The sequence below is a fragment of the Fulvitalea axinellae genome (assembly GCF_036492835.1).
GTDB lineage: Bacteria > Bacteroidota > Bacteroidia > Cytophagales > Cyclobacteriaceae > Fulvitalea > Fulvitalea axinellae.
In genome coordinates, this window is the sequence record NZ_AP025316.1 from 264,991 (window position 1) to 283,767 (window position 18,777).

At 46.6% G+C, this 18,777-nt stretch carries 11 protein-coding genes; 8 read left to right on the forward strand and 3 right to left on the reverse strand.

Annotated elements, in window-relative coordinates; translation table 11 throughout:
- Nucleotides 1–496: 496 nt before the first annotated feature.
- The gene (locus AABK39_RS21730; protein WP_338395098.1) at nucleotides 497–2,446 is read right to left on the reverse strand and encodes a LamG-like jellyroll fold domain-containing protein; all 1,950 of its coding nucleotides are present in this window, start codon (nucleotides 2,444–2,446) and stop codon (nucleotides 497–499) included.
- 919 nt (nucleotides 2,447–3,365) lie between these two features.
- On the opposite strand from AABK39_RS21730, the gene AABK39_RS21735 reads away from it, so the two are divergent.
- On the forward strand, nucleotides 3,366–4,703 hold the full coding sequence (locus AABK39_RS21735) for a Gfo/Idh/MocA family protein (protein ID WP_338395099.1): 1,338 nt from the start codon (nucleotides 3,366–3,368) through the stop codon (nucleotides 4,701–4,703).
- A gap of 786 nt (nucleotides 4,704–5,489) precedes the next feature.
- On the opposite strand, the gene AABK39_RS21740 is transcribed toward AABK39_RS21735, so the two are convergent.
- Together AABK39_RS21740 and AABK39_RS21745 are read right to left on the reverse strand one after the other, a co-directional pair.
- On the reverse strand, nucleotides 5,490–6,794 hold the full coding sequence (locus AABK39_RS21740; protein ID WP_338395100.1) for a hypothetical protein: 1,305 nt from the start codon (nucleotides 6,792–6,794) through the stop codon (nucleotides 5,490–5,492).
- Nucleotides 6,795–6,953: 159 nt separating this feature from the next.
- Entirely contained in the window at nucleotides 6,954–8,882 is a 1,929-nt protein-coding gene (locus tag AABK39_RS21745; protein WP_338395101.1) for a tetratricopeptide repeat protein, read from the reverse strand.
- A gap of 458 nt (nucleotides 8,883–9,340) precedes the next feature.
- Between AABK39_RS21745 and AABK39_RS21750 the strand changes: the two genes are divergently transcribed.
- The 7 genes from AABK39_RS21750 (at nucleotide 9,341) to AABK39_RS21780 (ending at nucleotide 18,576) form a co-directional block, all read left to right on the forward strand.
- Nucleotides 9,341–10,690 (forward strand): TolC family protein, encoded by a 1,350-nt coding sequence (locus AABK39_RS21750; RefSeq protein ID WP_338395102.1) that lies wholly within the window; start codon nucleotides 9,341–9,343, stop codon nucleotides 10,688–10,690.
- Between the two features lie 42 nt (nucleotides 10,691–10,732).
- A complete protein-coding gene (locus AABK39_RS21755; protein ID WP_338395103.1) occupies nucleotides 10,733–11,788 on the forward strand; it encodes an efflux RND transporter periplasmic adaptor subunit in 1,056 nt (351 codons plus the stop codon).
- Between the two features lie 69 nt (nucleotides 11,789–11,857).
- Complete coding sequence (locus AABK39_RS21760; RefSeq protein WP_338395104.1) at nucleotides 11,858–14,998, forward strand: efflux RND transporter permease subunit; 3,141 nt, start codon at nucleotides 11,858–11,860, stop codon at nucleotides 14,996–14,998.
- Between the two features lie 349 nt (nucleotides 14,999–15,347).
- On the forward strand, nucleotides 15,348–16,313 hold the full coding sequence (locus AABK39_RS21765; protein WP_338395105.1) for a hypothetical protein: 966 nt from the start codon (nucleotides 15,348–15,350) through the stop codon (nucleotides 16,311–16,313).
- Between the two features lie 136 nt (nucleotides 16,314–16,449).
- Complete coding sequence (locus AABK39_RS21770; protein WP_338395106.1) at nucleotides 16,450–16,902, forward strand: DUF2147 domain-containing protein; 453 nt, start codon at nucleotides 16,450–16,452, stop codon at nucleotides 16,900–16,902.
- Nucleotides 16,903–16,908: 6 nt separating this feature from the next.
- Complete coding sequence (locus AABK39_RS21775; RefSeq protein WP_338395107.1) at nucleotides 16,909–18,090, forward strand: helix-turn-helix domain-containing protein; 1,182 nt, start codon at nucleotides 16,909–16,911, stop codon at nucleotides 18,088–18,090.
- A gap of 153 nt (nucleotides 18,091–18,243) precedes the next feature.
- Nucleotides 18,244–18,576: a thioredoxin family protein gene (locus tag AABK39_RS21780; RefSeq protein WP_338395108.1), complete on the forward strand. Its 333-nt coding sequence runs from the start codon at nucleotides 18,244–18,246 to the stop codon at nucleotides 18,574–18,576.
- Nucleotides 18,577–18,777: the final 201 nt, after the last annotated feature.

Consider the following 18,777-nt stretch of genomic DNA (forward strand, 5'->3'; position numbering starts at 1 on the left):
TTAATTTTAATACTGAACATTATCATAAATTAATAGACTAAAAAAGAACATTTATTTCCGGTTAAACCGAGGCACTTTCTTTTAGGATAGGAATAGCGTTTAGTGTTTTTAAAAATAACGGTGAAGATTTAGAGCTGGGCCAATTTACTCGTGGATATGCGAGGTAAGCGCTTGTTCTGCTTGCAAAGCTTTATACATAACGCAGAGCCCACATGTTAGTAGGGATAGAATGAGGGTGAATAGGCGGTATTCGAGGGAGGGGTGAAAAAGAGTATACGGTTCTGCAAGCGCTCTGATTTCGTTATGCGCTCATTGGAAATTTATAGGAAAGCCTTTCAAGCTAACGGCTACTATTCGAATAGCCAAGACAGAATAGGATGGCTGGTTTATTTAGAAAAATTAGGGTGTGACCATCCGCATGGGAGACAAGGCATGCTATGTCTCTACGTTGGACATGCGTATGCCTTGTCTTATTATGTTTGTTTTAAATATGATCTTATCTGATTTCCGGCTCTTGCCCTACTTTGGCCAAAGCGGTTTCACATTCCTTGAAATCAGAATCATGCATTAGCAAGAGTCCCAATATCTTACGGTATTCTTCCAGCTTCATTGACGATTTTTGGCGTTTTGCTTTATCCAAGCACATGCGTAGCCACTCTTCCAACATAATGCGGAATGGTTGTAAAGAACGGTTACGTTCATCGAGACAGAAGCCCCCGCGAGCCAATATTTCGGATATGTCGGACAAGGCGGGCAAGCCATTACGACGAATAAGTACGCGTACCCGCTCGTAGTCGCAAATAGAAGGTTTCTTGAGGTTGATTTGCCAAAGGTTCTGCTTATCGTAGTGCAATTCTATATCCGGGCAGGCCTTCAGGGCTTCCCGGATGCGCCTTACGGATACGTTACGGTTGTTTTTGCTCTTTTCCTTGTCGTATTCAGGCCAGAAGGTTCTATGGAATTCCTCAGTGGTTACGGGACGGTCCTGAAGGCTACGCAACAGCAAAAAGCAGAATATTTCACGAAGTTTTGGCGTCAGTTTATCGGCTACGTTACCATTGTCCCGATCCAATATCTCTAAAGGTCCAAACAGCCTGATTTTCATCGCACCGATAATCTCTTCCTGCTTTGGAGCCTCTGTTCCGCTTCCAACACGGAATTTTTTCGCATAACGACCAATACCGAAGCCCAGCGCACAGATAAGAACAACCGCAAAGCCCACCCAATAGACCGGAAAATCCTGAGGTTCGGGATTGGATATCAAAAGTTCTCGCGAAGCGTCCGGAAAGCTATACAATTCCTGTATCTCAGCATCGTCCAATACCCTTGTCCAATACCCGATATCGTATAGCTGGCCAGTGAATATATGTCCCCAATAATTATTGCCAATTACGGCCGTGGTCGCAGGTTTACTTAATATCCGGCCGGTTTTCAAAGCCTTTAACCGTTCTCCGTTTAGGAAACAGGTTATCTCGCCGTGTTCGGTGTATGTGATTACAATATGAGTAGGCAAATTTCGGGAGAAAGAGACATGCGTCCAGTTAAAGTTCTCTACATCTGGTATGGATGCGGTGAGTATTGAGCGATATTCGAAGCGTATGGTAATTACATTGTTCAGGTTTACCGCCGTCATCAATGAGCCGTCATGGACGGGAATGGCCCAAAACGAGATAGTCCCGGTATTTCCGGCCTTTATCGACTTCGTAGAAGGGTAGTAATGGTTTGTTCCGTCATAAATAAACTTACCAGGTTTATCGCCTACAGGGGGAATCACAAGCTCTCTGGCCGCCTTTTCGCCAATAAAACTGGCCCAGCTGTCAATATCGCCTCCAAGAAAGAATGACAGACCGTCACTGAGAGCGTACGACACCAAAACACTGTCGTATTCCGCTATAATTTTCCTGTCGGATATACGTCCTTCACGAATTTTATGCCTCGCCATTTTCCCTTTGAAATAACCGCGGGCGAAAAAAGCGCCCAAAAGAGCACGGGACTTTTCCGGCATAGCCAAAGATATGTCAAGCTCTGATTTTAATTCGCCGTCCAAGAACAAACTGAAGGTATCGTCAACATACCTCAGGGTAAGATATTGCCAAACGTTCTCTTTAAAAGCCACGTTAGGAAATGACAATGTATGTTCCTTTCCACCGTCCTTACAGAAAAGGTCTATACCTCGGTTAGGGTGCTTTAGAGAAAGAACAAAAATATCATTCAAAAATAGAATATCGGATTTGTAAGCGTCAAAGGGGATTTCCGGCTTCATCCAAAAGGAAACCGAAAAGCCGTCGGCGATGTCGATATCTCCGATGTCCACAAAATCATCAATGCCGTCAAGAAGGTAGCACTCGCCGATGTTCTTGTCGTTGCAGTTCGGTTTCTCCAACTTTTCGGCCCGGACCGACACAGCCCAAACCAGAATCAATATCAAAAGTAAGCCGTTCCTCATTGCGAAAAATATTAACCTTCGCCATAACCCATACCGATAGCAGGACCAAAAGCCGCAAACGGCCCGCCTGAAACCATATAGGAAATGCCTGACCAAAATGGCCAACAAAAGTAAATTAGTAATGATGCGTATCTAGACTAAGGCCACGCCTTCAGCTGCGTTTATCGTTAAAATGATTGGCCTTTCCTTCAAAAAGGAGATATGTAAATATACGATTCTAATAAACAAATATTAAATACGAACCAACAACTTCACAATTAAAACACGTCCGATAACGGAAACGACATAATCCGTTTCTGTACAGACTGAATTTTCACATCAAAAACACCAAAGCAGGCCAAAGATCCACAACGCTTTCGGGACAAACGCTTCATCCTTTTTCCAAAGGTTGGTCAAAAACTTAAAAAAACCTGCCTAAGGGTAATCTCCGGACAGTACGCCTTCGGGAGTCTTTCTTCCCTAAGCGCATACAAACTATGTCGTACAAGCCCCGGGAAGGCCGAAAAATACAGTATAAAGATGTGGCCGAAAAAGATACCTCATGTCGCATATGCTTTTGTATCACTCTGATTATCAACACCAAAACACATAATATATAGTCTTGGAAATGATCTTATCCGCATGCGGATTTTTTGCCGGATTTGATAGATATTGGCTTTCGAATCGGGACCAAACACCGCGACGCGCACCGCTAGCCGCACGTTTTTACCACGCCTTCAGCCAATGCGAAAAAACGCCACGGTAAGCGTCGCCACTGTTCCGCGACCATATTCCCGACATTGGATAATTGTTTATGCCTGTTTCCGGATAAACGATTTTTTTGGATTAGGGAACCTCCCCGACTCCAAAACCATGGAGACGAAGTTTTTTTGCGGAAATACGGCCGAGAGAAGTAAGACGACAAAACAAAATATGCCTTATGAAAAGCAGAAGAGATTTTGTGAAGAAAGTGGGCTTGGGCACTATGGCGATGTCCGTAGGCGCTTCAAGCATTTTCACCACTAAAAGCTACGCCAAAGTCATCGGCGCCAACGACCGTGTCCGTGTGGCATTGGTTGGTGTCCGAAGCAGGATGAAAGCCTTGGCCGACGCTTGTGGGAAACTGAAGAACGTAGAGGTAGCGTACAGCTGTGACGTGGATGACAATATCCTTGCGGCTCACGCCAAGTGGTGCGAGACGACCCTCGGATATATCCCGAAAGTAGAGAAAGATTTCCGCAAGCTTGTTGAGATAAAAGACATCGACGCGGTGATTATCGCCACGCCAGAGCACTGGCACGCACCTATGGCCATCTGGTCTATGGAAGCCGGAAAGCACGTTTACGTGGAGAAACCGTGTAGCCACAATGCTCGCGAAGGCGAATTGCTGGTAAAAGCTCAGCGCAAATACAAGAAGGTTTGCCAGATGGGTAACCAGCAACGTTCGGCCGCCACTTCTATCTTGGCCATCAAGGAAATCGGCGAAGGTATTATCGGTGAGCCTTTCAAAGCGAAAGCCTATTACTCTAGCTCAAGAAAGAGCATCGGAAAAGGTAACCGTGTGGCCGTACCTAGCCACTTGGACTGGGAACTTTTCCAAGGACCCGCTCCGCGCGAAGCTTACCGTGACAATATCCACCCTTACAACTGGCACTGGTTCAGAACTTGGGGTACAGGCGAAATCCATAACAACGGTACGCACGAAATCGACGTTTGTCGCTGGGCGCTGGGCGTAGACTACCCGACACAGGTTGTTTCTTTCGGTTCCAAGTCTATGTACAAGGATGACGACTGGCAGTTTGTGGACACCCAGGACGTGACTTACAAATTCGACGGCGGAAAGTACATCAGTTGGGAAGGCCATAGCCGTAACAAGCACGGATACAACCCTGGCAGGGGAGCGACGATCTGGGGATCGAAGGGCTCTATCCGCCTCGACCGTAACTTCTACGAGCTTTACGACCTGAGCGGCAAGCGCATCAAGAGAATCAACGAGAAGGAACAGTCGGGCACTACCGATACCGTAGGTGGCGGCGGACTTACCGTGCAGCATATGCGCAACTTCATCCAAACTATCCGCGGACTCGATACCCTTAATTCCGAAATCGGTAACGCGGCCATCTCAACGCACTTGTGCCACTTGGGTACAATTGCGCAACGTTTGGAGCGTCCGATTACTGTTAACCCTAAAACGGGTAAAGTGCCACGCAAAGACAAAGAGGCCAACAAACTCTGGGGACGCGAGTACGAGCCGGGTTGGGAGCCTAAAGTATCTTAAAGAAAACAGCGTTAGGAGTTACGCAAGTTTCGGCTAAAAGCCACATAACAAACGTAACGGAACCTCTAAGCCCACAATACCTTACTCACAATCCTTACAGGCTTAGCTGTTTCGGAAACAAAAGTTATTGAACTGTAGGCCAGAGATATCGCCCGCAAGGAAAGAAGACTCCGAAATTTAATAACATATTGTTGTTCGGCAACTTAATACAAAGGCCATCTCAGAAAATCCGATTCGGTTTTATTTGAGGTGGCCTTGTTTTTTCAAAAGCCTTTAAGCTAATGCACTACGACATAATTATTGGCATTTAAAAGACGATATCCCGAAACCATAAACAGCTTGCTTATAACAAGCTCCGGTGTCACTTTATTCACGTTTTGAGTTTGCTTTCAGCGGTGTTCATGAACGCTATCGCTTGAGTTTTCAGATGAAAAAGTAACCAAAAAATCTTCTAAATACGGCTACAAATTTTTCTTCCACCCAAAAGCATTGCGGTTATGGAAGAAAAATAAAGGCCTGAAATTAGTTTTTTGGAACGCATTAGAATCAATAATAGACTAACCAATTAGACGAAAAAACAAGGATAATTTTGTTCAGGTGCATAAGGTTTAAAAATTATAAACAATTAACTTTCAATCCATTACTTCACAAGTATCAAGCTACCGAATGACTTTGCACTCTACTACGAAAAGCAAAAAATAAAAAAGCCCATCCTTCCTATAAAAGGGAAAGACGGGCTATTCTTTTCAAAAAGTAAGCGCCGTCAAAATTCCGACGCTATTTGACTTAATACTGACGTCCGACCAGCTTTACGGTGGTTCCTACCCAACCGCCAATTTTATACGGCGTTCCTTCCTTGATGGAGTAAGAAAACAAATGCTCTTTCTTCGGCCAGTTGGCTTTGGCTTTTTTCATACCAGCGCTGTTGCCCGCTTTTTTGTACATGTTGTAAGCGGCGATATAGATAGCGTGGTCATGCACCCTGTTTTTGCCTTGCTTCAACTGCAAGAACGATCCCATGTACAAATCACCGACAAAGGTATAGGCTTTCTTGGCGCTTCCGAGTTTGGCAGCTTCCAGAGCCTCTTTTCTCGCTTGGGCTTTTTGCTTCTTTTTTGCGTACGCAGAAGCCATAGCCAAATGAAGGTCAGCCTTCTCGGCATCCGTTTTTGCGAACTCAAAGCCTTTCTTATAGTTTTCCAGCGCCTTGTCGTAATTTTTCGAATCCATCATCTGCGCCGCAATCTTGTTCAGCAACCCAAGGCTAGGCTTGCCTTTCAGCATGGCCTCACTGGCTTTCAAGAAAAGGCTTTTGTCAGAGCATTCCACTACAGAGAGCAAAGTCAAAACTTCCTCGCCCTCTTCCGGAGTCAGGGCGTCGGCTTTCGCCTGGTACTTGCTCTGTACGTATTCGCAAGTCAATGGCAATGCCTTGTTGAAGTACGATTTGTTCAGGTGCTTGTACTTGGCCAAAACTTTCTTGTTGGCCGCGCCGGTGATCTTACGCTCCAAACCTTCGTTTACGGCCTTGAAGCAACGTACCACCTCAATGTCAGACACAGGAGCGCCTTTGCTTTTGAAATAGTTGGTGGTTTTCATATATCCGAGCAAAACGTCGGGCTTGAGGTCGGCCCCTTTTTCGACGGCTTCCTTCAGGATAGTGTGCAGATAGTTCAGCGAAGAGAGCGAACGGTATTTTTTCAACACGGCATAAGCGTCGGAAGCGTGGTCGGCGAGCATCTCGTCGGAAGCGCCAAATTTTTGCTTGCGCACGTCATAAAGAAAAACACAGGAGTCGGCGTATGTTTTCTTTAGCATACTCCCCTCCTCTTTCAACGCCAGTTCGCGATACACTTTCGCCCCTTGCTCATACAGTTCCGGGCTCAGATCCGGCGCCTCGTTCAGCAACCAAACAAGTTGCGCCCTTGCCGAATTGGCATCGCCTCCCTTTAGAGCCGTACCCATCTTTTCATAAATTCCTTTCGCCTCGCTCTCTTTTCCGGCAGGCCACTTCCACCCGTCCTGGGCATTGGCACTATTCGCCGCCAGCATAAAAAAGGCTAGGTAAAAAAGTAAAAGTGATCTCATCATGATAAATTGAAAATAAATGGCTAAACAGTTTATTATCCGTGAATATCAACATCCTAAGCCTTACTGTCAACTATATGTACCGATGAAATCATATTCCACCTTCAATCAACGGAAATCCCAACACAAATCCGGAGCTACGGGGCGAATTTTCCCCACACGTTACAATTCGGAAGAGAGTCTTATTCTTTCTTTTTCCGTTTTCGAAAGCCTGCGGTAAAAGTTCAGCTGATATTGCAAGCCTATACGTAACATCGACTGGAAGTTTTCCTCGTTATCACCAAGCCATTCTTTTTCTTCCAAACGATAAAGTTGCGTGTAGTCCACCTGTACGCTGAAATGCCGGATCTTAAGCGCCAATCCGAAAGTGCCCGATAGGTAATTATAATTCTCCTCGTCGGAAATTCCCTTCAAAATACCGCCCGAAACGCGGACAGCCTCCCAAAAATGCGCACCAGCTTCGATATGATAATAGTAATTTTTCTTCAGCACCGTCTCGTTCAGGGTCTGGTCTTTCAGGTTCACCTTAAACGATCCCGCATCCACGAAAACGCCCAAAAGCGTCGCTTTCGAAAAGTCGCGTCCGCCGATAAACTTAGGTTGGGTATTTACCCTTCTGAAAAATCCGCCCGAAACCATAGGGCTCCAGGAGTTTCTGGAAATCGTGTCAATGGTAAGGGAAGCGGTCTTAAACAAGTGCGTAAACGCTCCGGCACCAAGGGTGAAAACATATTTGTGGGGCGTCCGCTTGAGTTCTTTCTTTTTGTTATGCCTGTAATAGCTCCGCTGTATTCTGTTCCGAAGATTTTCGGCCCTGTCCTTTCCGGCGATAAGGCTTTCGGCTCCTTCCACATACTCATAAGCCTTCACGAATTCCTTTTGCGAAAGCGCCACTTCCGCGGAACTGATATGCCTATCGTAGTCCGTCTGCTTTCTGTTGGTGTCCGTAGTGTTCCGAAGCCTCGCTATTCTATTGGAAAGCACCCTGAAACGGTCGCTGTCGGCTTGCCAATATTTTTCTAGCTCCGCAAAATAGCGTTCGGCGTTAACCAGATCATCAACTTCAAGCGACTTTTCCAAGCTCTTGGCCAGACGATCGAAATACGCCCGTTCGATCCGCTTGCGCAATGACGAGGCCCTGTTGCCCGGCTGATGCTCCAACGATTCGTTCACATACTCCGACGCTTCGGCGTATTTGCCACTTCTGAGCGCTCCCTCGGCTTTTACCAACAATTCTTCGGCGTAAGCTCTCTTGGCCTTTTCCAAACCTTCGGTCGCCTGTTCCGAATGCGGGCGTTCGTAAAGGATCGTTTGGTAAAGCGACACGGCTTTGCCGTATTCCCGCTTCGCCATAGCCTCGTTCGCCTCGGCGAAACTCGATGTAAGATCTTTCGGGAAAAAATCGGTTTGGAATTGTTGCTTCTCCGCTTTTATCCGAAGAACGTTAGCCGGTACATCGGCGGGAAATTTTTCGCCAGCCACGGCCACCACTTCCTCGTATGTGTTCAACTTTACGAAGCCTTCGTCCATTGCCGCCAAAATGTCGGCCACTTTCGCACGAATGCCACGGCGTTCGTCCTTGCCTTGTTGCTCTTCGTAAGAATCCCACAACACCTTCAACCGGGCCAATTGCCCGTCAAAATCCTTGAGCGACATTCTGGCTTTATGGATATACACCGTAGCCAAATCTCTTTTTGAAATATATACAAAAGCGTGGTTGAGCTTCTTGCGTTTTTCGGTATAAAAGAAGGTCCGCATTCCCGTCACTTGCAAGTTGGAGCTAACGGAGGTCTTGCCGGTGAAAACGGACGAAATCAGCTCTTCCCGTTCCATCACCGTATTCTCCTGCACCACGCTTATGTCCGACATTATTTTGAGCGCCAAATCCTCTACACAATCCCGAAGCATGCGTTTCTTATCCTCTTCCAGCTTTCGCTTGGTGTACTTTGCGGTCTTGTACGATTTGAAATAATATTTGTCCAGGTACTCCCCATCACGCCAAGTAGCATCCGTCCATTTATTGTCTTGCGCCATTAACATCGCGCCCGGACAAAAAAATGCAAGTATCAATACTGTAAAGAATATTCTCATATACGCTCGTCTTTACTATGCCGAAAATCGACTCGTCTAGTATTCCGCATTCAAACTATTCATAAAAATAGCAAAAATACAGCATTACATTATTACATGTAATATTGAAGTTGCCCACGAAGCGTAACCGCTTTTGTCATTTAGCCTTTCCAATGTTGACAAACCGGTACCCTCACTCCCGCCACTCTGACAATGGATCCGACACATTGGTTGCCTTCCTCCCAAAAAAACGTCCATCAAGCGAAATTAAAACGTCCGGATGAAGAAGCGACCCTAATCCGCCCATCCGGCACTACAAAAAAACACAATTTTCTTAAAACCACCCAAACCACTAATAATCAATTAATTGAACGTTTATCTAGCGCCGTTTGGACGTCAAGAATACGCATAAACTTTAAGTAGACGATTCGAAAAACCATATCCTATACTTTTGGACCATAACATTTTCAGCAACACCTATGAAAAGAGGAAACATCATTTTTCTGCTTATCATGACCCTGGCGACACTTCCGCGCCAAAAGGCCCAAGCCCAAAAAATGGACCTAAAAGGATGTCTTGAATATGCGCTAAAAAATAGTCGCTCATTAAAAAAGGCCAAGCTTGATTTTGACAAAAACGAAGGCAAGCTTAAAGAGGTATTGGCCAGCGGCCTTCCCCAAATAAATATCGAAGGCGACTATAAGCAACACCTCAAGTTGCCCACTACCATCTTGCCCGGGGCTCTTACCGGAAATCCGGACGCCGATGACATTTCGGTTCAGATGGGTAAAGAATATAATGCCACGGCCACGGCCAAAGCCACACAACTTTTGTACAGCCAGTCGTTCCTTTATGCCGTAAAAGCCGCCAAAGAAAGTCGTGAGCTCTACGCCCTGATGCTCGACCGGGCTGAGGAAGACATCATTTTCGACATCTCCACACAGTTCCTGAAAATCGGACAGCTTACGGAGCAAAAAGAGTTTGTTGACCAAAGCCTCAAGACGCTAAACGAATCGCGCAGATCGACGGCGCTCCGCTACGAGCAAGGCTTCGCCAAATCCACTGACGTAAAGCGTATAGACGTAAACTTGGGACGGACCGTAGCCAAAGGCAAAGACCTTGAACGAGAGATCAGCCGGATGCACAACTTGGTGAAGTTTATGATCGGTATGCCTATCGACGCCGATCTCACGCTTGATTTTTCGGCTACCAAAGACGCCCCTTTGCTCGTCTCCGACGCCCAGTTACCGGCCTTTTCGGGATTCACCAATATCAAAACACTGCGCACGCAGGAGAATCTGTACGGCATCAAGATAAAGGAAATCAACAGCGGCTATATGCCTACACTTTCGGCCTACGCTAGCGCCGGATGGCAAGCCCAACGCGACGAATTCAACTTCACTTCCGGTTCGGAACCTTGGTTCGGTATGGCCACGGTAGGCCTAAGCCTTAAGATTCCGGTTTTTGACGGATTCGAGAAGAAAGCCAGAGTAACGCAGGCCAAACTTGAAAGAGACGAAGTCAGCCTCGATATACTCGACGCCCAAGAGAATATTCGCTTAGAGCATAAAAACGCCCTGGATGGCCTGTCTATAGCCAAGGACCAAAAAGCCAATGCGTACGCAAATATGAATTTGGCGGAGGAGGTCTACGGCCAAACCCGCATCGAATACAGACAAGGCCTGACTCCCCTCACGGAACTTTTGCAAACCGAAACCGACTGGCGCGAGGCGTCCATGGAATTCGCCAAACAGAATTTCCAAACCCGCATAGCCGAACTCCAACTCATCAAGGCCCAAGGCCGACTCAAAGAACTCTCCGGAAAATAAGAAGCTACACTGGCCCCTCAGCCAGCAAAAATATACTTGGATATGAAAAAGAAAATCACCTACACCATCGTCACTTTGGCCGTTTTGGCTGGCTTGGTACTCAAACTCTACTCCAATAAACAGGAGCTTAAGGCCGAAGCCAGGCTCGCCGAACAAATCACCGCCGAGATCCCCGTAAAGGCGGAAGAGGTGAGAATTATGAACCTCTCCGAAAACTGGGAGGCCACCGGATACGCCAGCGCAAACCAAAGCGTGGACATTGTCGCCCAAATCAGCGGACGTGTTACGGCCGTACACCGCAAAAAAGGTCAGCATGCGTCAGCGGGCGCTTCATTACTGCAAATCGACGCTTCAACGCTCAAAAGCAGACTCGCTACGGCTCGGACCAATTTCGAGAAGACGAAGAAGGATTTGGAAAGGCTAACCATTCTTAAAGAAAATGACGCCACCACGGATTCCGAATTGGAAAAGGCCCGAATAGCCAACAAACAGGCCCAAGCCGAACTCACCTCTTTGAACGAGCAACTTCGCTTCTCTCAAGTGCGGGCGCCGTTTTCAGGCACTTTGGCCAACGACTTTGTGGAAAAAGGGCAAGTGGTTAATTCAGGCACCAAGCTCGCCGAATTGCACGATTTGAGTCTGGTCAAAATCACCGTTCAAGTCCCGGAAACACGCGTTTCCCGCCTCCATTCAGGCGACAAGGCGACTGTAGTCTTCAAAGCTATCCAAGAAAAAAACTTTGAGGGAACCGTAAGCTATATCGCCGACAAAGCCGGTAAGGGCGGCAACTTCGAGGCGGAAATCCTGATCGAGAACAAGGACACTTCCATTAAGTCGGGCATGTTCGCCACCGCTACTTTCAAAGCGACTACCGAAGGGGTACGCCTTGCTATTCCCCGTAAGGCAATTGCCGGATCGGTGTTGAACCCGGAGGTTTTCGTTCTCAAAAACGAAACCGTATCGGCCAGGAAAATCACGCTTGGCAAATCTTGGGGTGATCTGTACTCGGTAACCGAAGGCCTAGCCGCCGGTGAAAAAATCGTGACGCAAGGTCAAATCAACTTGGTGGACGGCGTAAAGGTGAAAGTCCTCAACTAACGCCTACGGCATAATCCAAATACCAAAGATCTATTTTTCCTCAACAGCTTTCGAATAAGCAGACGAGTTATGGACATAGTCAAATTATCGATAAAACGCCCGACGCTTGTTTTCGTCGTGTTCACCGTGCTGACACTCGGCGGATACTTGGGCTTCAAACTTCTCTCCTATGAGCTTCTTCCGAAGTTCTCGCCGCCGGTAGTCACCATCACTACGGTATATCCCGGGGCGGACCCCGCAGAGGTGGAATCGTCTCTGACCAAAGAGATTGAGGACATTGTGGCGTCCACAGAGAGTATCGACAAAATCAATTCGCAGTCCATGGAATCATTTTCCTTGGTCCAAATCGAATTCGAAGACGGGGTAGACATTGACGATCTCGAACAAAAAGTACAGCGGAAAATCACCGGCGGGCTCTCCAAACTTCCGGATGACGCCGAAATTCCCACAGTACAGAAATTCGACATCGACGACCTTCCGATCATCAAGCTCGGAGCGCTCACTAACCTTAGGCCAACAGACGCCTTTGACTGGGTCGAGAACAAACTAAAGCCGGAGCTTTCACGGGTTGAAGGCGTAGCCAAAGTATCGTTGATCGGTGGTACGGAAAGGGAAATCCAAGTAAATGTAGACCGCAAAAAGATCGACTCCTATGGACTTTCGCTTCCTTCGGTAGTAAAAGCCATCGAAACCGCCAACACAGATATCCCCGCAGGTAAAATCAAATCAGCGGGAAACCAAACATTACTTCGCGTGCCCGGCAAAATCAGGGAGCTGGTAACGCTCAGGGAGTTGGTGGTAGCCTATAAGAATGACGGCACCAGCATTCGCCTCAAAGATATAGCCGAGGTAGTCGATACCGAAAAGGACGCCGAAACTTTGGCCCGAGCCAACGGCTCCAACACCATGATGCTTCAGATAAGCAAGCAATCCGACGCCAACGCCGTGGCCGTAAGCGCTGAGGTCATGAAAACCCTCACGCAACTCAAAGCCGAGAAGCATGACATCGGATTCGATTACCTGATTCTGCAAGATTCGTCAGAATTTACCCTGGACGCCGCAAACGGCGTATTCGAAGATTTGATCGCAGCCATTGTTCTGGTGGGTATTATCATGTTCGTGTTCCTACAAAGCGTACGGAACTCCTTTATCATCATGTTCGTGGTTCCCGTCTCGTTGGTTATTACGCTGGGCGCCATGTATATGCTGGACTATACGTTCAACCTTATGTCCCTGCTCGGCCTGACCTTGGCCGTAGGTACGCTGGTCGATGACGCCATTGTGGTGATCGAGAACATTTACCGCCATATGGATATGGGCAAAAGCTCTTGGAAAGCGGCGTACGAAGGCACCAAGGAAGTGGCCCTGACTATTTTCGCCACCACACTTTCGCTTATCGTCGTATTTCTACCCATCACCTTCACCGACGGGCTGGTTGCGAACCTGCTGACGCAATTCTGTATGGTGATGGCCGTATCGGTGATGGTCAGTACTTTCGTAGCCTTGACTATTGTGCCTTGTATGGCCGCCCGATTTGCCAGAATCGAGCAGTTTAAGGAAGGTTCTTTGGCTAAAAAACTCGCCGACCGTTTCGAAAAAATGGTCGATATATCAGCCGAGTGGATTACCAACATCTTGGCTTGGTCACTCAACCACAAATTCGTGACACTGGCGTTTACAGGCCTGTTGTTTTTCGGTTCGTTTACCTTGATCGGAATGGGCCTTATCGGTTCGAACTTCTTCGTTTCGGGCGACAGGGGCGAATTCCTAATCGAACTGGAATTGCCGAAGGAATCAACCGTAGAGCAAGCCAACCAGGTCATTATCCGTGCCGAAAGGCTTATGAAGGAAGAGCCTGTCGTAGAGTCCATCTTCTCCACCGTAGGTACCACTACCTCAAGCCAAGAAGGACAGAATACGGCCTACAAAGCCGAGCTGAATATCAAACTCATCGATAAGCTCAACCGGGATATTACCACCAAGGTATTCGCCAGAAAAGCGAAAGCCAAACTACAGGAAAACCTTGTCGGGACGAAAATCAAACCTGTAAACATCTCGATCTTGGGAATGGCCGAGCGCGCTCCTCTGGAAGTGATCCTTATGGGCGATAATTATGATGAGCTGATGACCACCGCCCTCAAAGTGCAGGATAGCGTACGTTCAGTACAGGGAACTGTGGAAGTGGAACTTTCCGTAGAGGACGGCAATCCCGAAACCCTGATCAAAATAGACCGGGCGCATATGGCGGAGTACAACCTCAGCCTTGCCGAAGTGGGCCAAGCGGTACGTTGGGCATTCGAAGGAAACGACGACCAAGAATTCTACGACAACGGCTATGAATACGATATCAACATCCGCCTCGACGCTTTCGACCGGAAAAATATCGAAGACGTGTCAAACCTCAAGATCGTCAACCGTGAGGGCACTGCGATTTACCTTTCACAAATTGCGGAGATCACCAGAGGTTCCGGCCCAACCAAACTCGAAAGAACCGACCGGGCATCATCTATTTCCATAAAAGCGCAGGGTATCGGCCGTCCAACCGGCGATATGGGTAAAGAGATCATCTCCAAAGTGGAGTCCATAGACATCCCGTCCAGCGTTTCAGTGGACTACGGCGGCGATATCGCCCAACAGGAAGAAGGTTTCGGCGATTTGGGTATTGCCCTGCTGGCTTCCATTATTCTGGTCTACCTGATTATGGTCGCCCTTTACGATTCGTTCGCCTATCCTTTGGTTGTGCTCTTTACCATTCCTTTGGCTGTTATCGGAGCTTTGTTGGCCTTGGCTTTGGCAAAAGACACTTTGAGCCTCTTCTCCGGCTTGGGTATGATTATGCTTATCGGTATGGTGGCCAAAAACGCCATTCTGGTCGTGGACTTCGCCCTTCAACTCCGACAAGAAGGGCATCCGCTACGTGAAGCGCTGCTTACCGCTACCAAACTCCGTTTCCGCCCGATTCTGATGACCAACATCTCGATGATCATCGGCCTGATGCCAATCGCTTTGGCTACGGGAGCGGCATCGGAATGGAAAACCGGCTTGGCTTGGTCGCTGATCGGAGGGCTTTCAAGCTCGATGTTCCTCTCTATGATCATTGTGCCAATCGCCTATGAACTGATGGAAAGACTGATGGGGCTTTTCGGCAAAAAAGACGAAAACCCCGCTGAAGAAAATAATCTAATAGACACCGAACTCGAAAGTGTGTAACCCTGAAGCGTCCCCGGAGCCCTCTGGGGGCGCTTTTATTCCAAAAACGCGACTTCGGGACTTATCCAAACTGCAAGTATACGAACAACCTCTTACTGTAATTCTTCCCAAAATCGGAGAATTCTATTCCCGTTTCAAAGACTTCTAGTATCCCGAAATTATGCGAAAAAGATTTCCAAAAGCCATAATAGCCTGTTTTACCGCCTGTGCGGTTACCGTTGCCCTATGTTATGGATTACTGGGCCCCGTAGCGATGGTTTATACAAGCACCTTGGCCGGGTTGGCCGCATTTTTCTGGGTTAGCTACAGAAACTAACCATTTTAATATTTTTCCCGAAACGACAATACCATGAAAATATACCGATTCAAATCCATAGCTTTGACCGGCTTCCTCGCTTTATTTTACGCAAAAGGATTCGCACAAAAAAACAGAGTGCCAATCCAAAGAAAACTCACCGAGATAGAGTTAGCCAAACTAGATTATAGGCTTAACGCGCCACATACTAAAGACCTTGAAGGCCAAGACAATATCGACGATCAGGAAAGCGATATCAAATCCAGTCACCAACTGCGTTTTGACTTCAAATACCCATTCTTTCGCAGTCAAGACAACCGTTGGATAGTTAGTCCATATCTCGGTTATATGTCTGGGTGGTATGATACTGAAGAAAGCGGAACATTCAGGCTAAACAGCCTCACCCTCGGAGCTGAAATGTTCCATAGGTTCGGAACAAAAAAGTACTCTCCGATAATCATTGCGAATGGTTGGACAAGGAATTCGGACTCTATTGAGGATTTCCAAGTGGGTGGAAACCTGATCTTTATGAAGCCGTTGATTTTGAAGAAAAATACAAGCTTATTTATCGGAGGCTTATCGATTTATAACGGGTTTAATTGGCTTCCTTTTCTTCCCTTGGTGTCCTACGCCACATATATAGGCCAAAACACTACGCTACAGGTAGTTTTGCCGCACAAAGTGGAAGTCAGAAAATATTTTCGTAAAAAAGGATACTTAGCGACAGGTTTAAAAATTGATTCGGACTTCGGAATATTTACAAAGGACTACCTGCCTGAAAATTTCAATCCCGGAAATACGCTTGAGTACAGACAAGTGTTCGCCTCACTTTACGCATCGCTTAACTACCCGCTAAACGATTTCTTTTGGATCAATACTGACTTAGGATTGACCACACAGTTCAGAAGTTATATAAGCGATGACTCACATGGTAGCAACGAAGGTTACTTCAAGGAAAATTCGGCGAATTTATACTTCAAAGTCGGACTTGCCTTCAAACCAAAGATTGGAAAAAAATAGATTGGCTATAGCCAACATTCAAGCGTAAGTGTCGGGCACTTGCGCTTTTGGTGTTAGCCTCAATTTGCCAACAAACATTCTCATACAAATCCATCAGCCATTTTTCGATCCCGAGAAATGGATTAACTCTTTAGCTATGGTGAAATTTTACCTAATACCGATCCTAATCACAACTATATTTTTTATTAATAATATTGAAAAACAGCTTCCGCAAGAAACCATTCCCCAAAACCAACTAATCGGAAAATGGCAAGGTCCGAATGGAGTTGTCTGGTCCGTGCGTAAAGAAAAAGAAGGCTATATTGCGCTTTTGGCTGATTTTGGCGTACATTCGGGCATTCCGGAACGGGACATTCACAATAGCGATCCCGAGCTAAGGAGCCGTCAATGCCTAAATATTTTCCTGGCCACCGATATCCGGAAAATTGGCAAACTCCGCTGGAAAAGCGATTCCTTGTACGATCCCGCCACTGGCCTTGACATCCATGCCCGGTTGGAGCTCATCGGTGATGATCAATTGAAAGTCACAAGGTACGTGTTCATCCCATTCTTCGGAGAATCCACATATTGGACAAGACTTAGAGAGTAACGATACATGATATCGAGCCTGACAGAACCGCTGCTTTATATTTCCATTGCCCAAACATTTTTCGTGACGCTTTTGATCGTCACCAAAAACCAAAGTAACTACACGGACAGGTTCCTTATAGGGTGGCTCGGTTGCTTGGGAATAGGAAGCGTGCTGAACCTGCTTAGGCTCCATTACAATACTTTTTTCCAGCCACCACCCGTTGTTGACACCTTATTGGCCGTCAGTAACCCTTTAATGCTCTACTACGCGCGTAGTCTCGTTATTCCGGACTACAAGTTCAATAGGAAAGAAGCTTACCTTCTGGCGCCGTTTATAGCGTTGGTAGTGGGCGTTGCGTCCATTTCATTTCGCAGGTTTGTAGGTTTGGAGCCTCCGGGCGTAGCCTATGGGCCAAACAAAGTGGAATTTGATACGGGAAAAGCGATACTTATTCTGACCCTTGTGTTCGCTTATGTCGTGTTCTATTCTTTCCAGACTTTCAAAGCCATTAACAGCAACCAAAAGCATCTTGAAGACAATTATTCGATAAAGAGTGAGGAAGTGCAGCTCAGGTGGCTCAAGTACGTGGCTATCGTTATGTTCGCATCCCAGATTTGGATCTTTTTCTCCTTGGCCTTCTCTTGGTATTTCAATGAGAATATGGGCTTATACGCTGGCCTCCGGATTGCGATTACCACAGCTGGAAACGTTTTGCTGATTTACCTTCTGACATATTTCGGGATCAAACAGCCTTCACTTTTTTCCAAGTACCACCATTCACTGCCTGAAGAAGCCCAGAAAGAAGAGGAAAACGCTCACGCAAAGCTTCTGAACAAAACCGAAGCCGAACGGTACCTCGCGCAGTTGAAAGTGTATATGGAGCGTGACAAACCCCATATCCGCCCGAATTTATCGGCTGTAGAGTTGGCGGAGTACCTAGGCATATCCAGACACCACCTCACAGAGCTTTTAAACGAGCACCACGGCCTTAACTTCTATACATTCGTAAACCAGTACCGAATCGAGGAAGTGAAGCGTAAATTCGACGACAGAGCGTATGATCACCTTACTTTGTTGGCCATCGCTTACGATAGTGGCTTCAACTCCAAGTCAGCGTTCAATCTGACATTCAAACAAAGCACGGGACAAACGCCTTCCGCCTACCGGAAACAAATTTTGGCGCAAAGACCTGAAAACCCTTCGTAGCCCCGGCCCGAAATATTAAGCCCGCGACGGAAGTTCTTTTTATCATATGACACAATTTATCATTTTTTAATATTATTTTGTATTAATAGAATCTGTTTTTACTTTTGTATGAGCCATCCGTCGGCTAGGGATGACGGCAAACTGAAAGCTCGTATGGGAATTAAAACAGTAACTGGATACAATTTCGAACACGAAATCGGAAAAAGCGGGCCAAGTATGGTCTTCGCTTGGGGCTCTTGGTCTTCCTCTTCCAAAACCGTAGCGGAACTGATAGATTCCGTCGAGGAAAATTTCGGCGAGCAGATCAATATCCTTACTCTGGACGCCAACCAAGAATCTGATCTTGTTACTCATTTGGGTATCAAAAAAGTTCCCGAATTAATTTTTATGATCGAAGGCGAAGTGGTTGACAAAATTGTTGGTGTACCTGAGAAAATCGATCTTTTTGAGAAAGTACACGAAATTATTGTCGCGGAATCTTTATAATTTCCCACGATCCAGATTCAATAAGATTTTTCGCTCTAATCTTTACCCAAAGCTTTTTTAAACATGCAGAAATAGCTTTGGATTGGTTAGGGCCTTTTATTTTTTAATAAAACAACAACGACTACCTATCCGTAACGGCTATTCTTATGGTTTAAAGTAGTTTGTCTTATTTTATATAGTTTTATATAGTTTTCAGTTGAT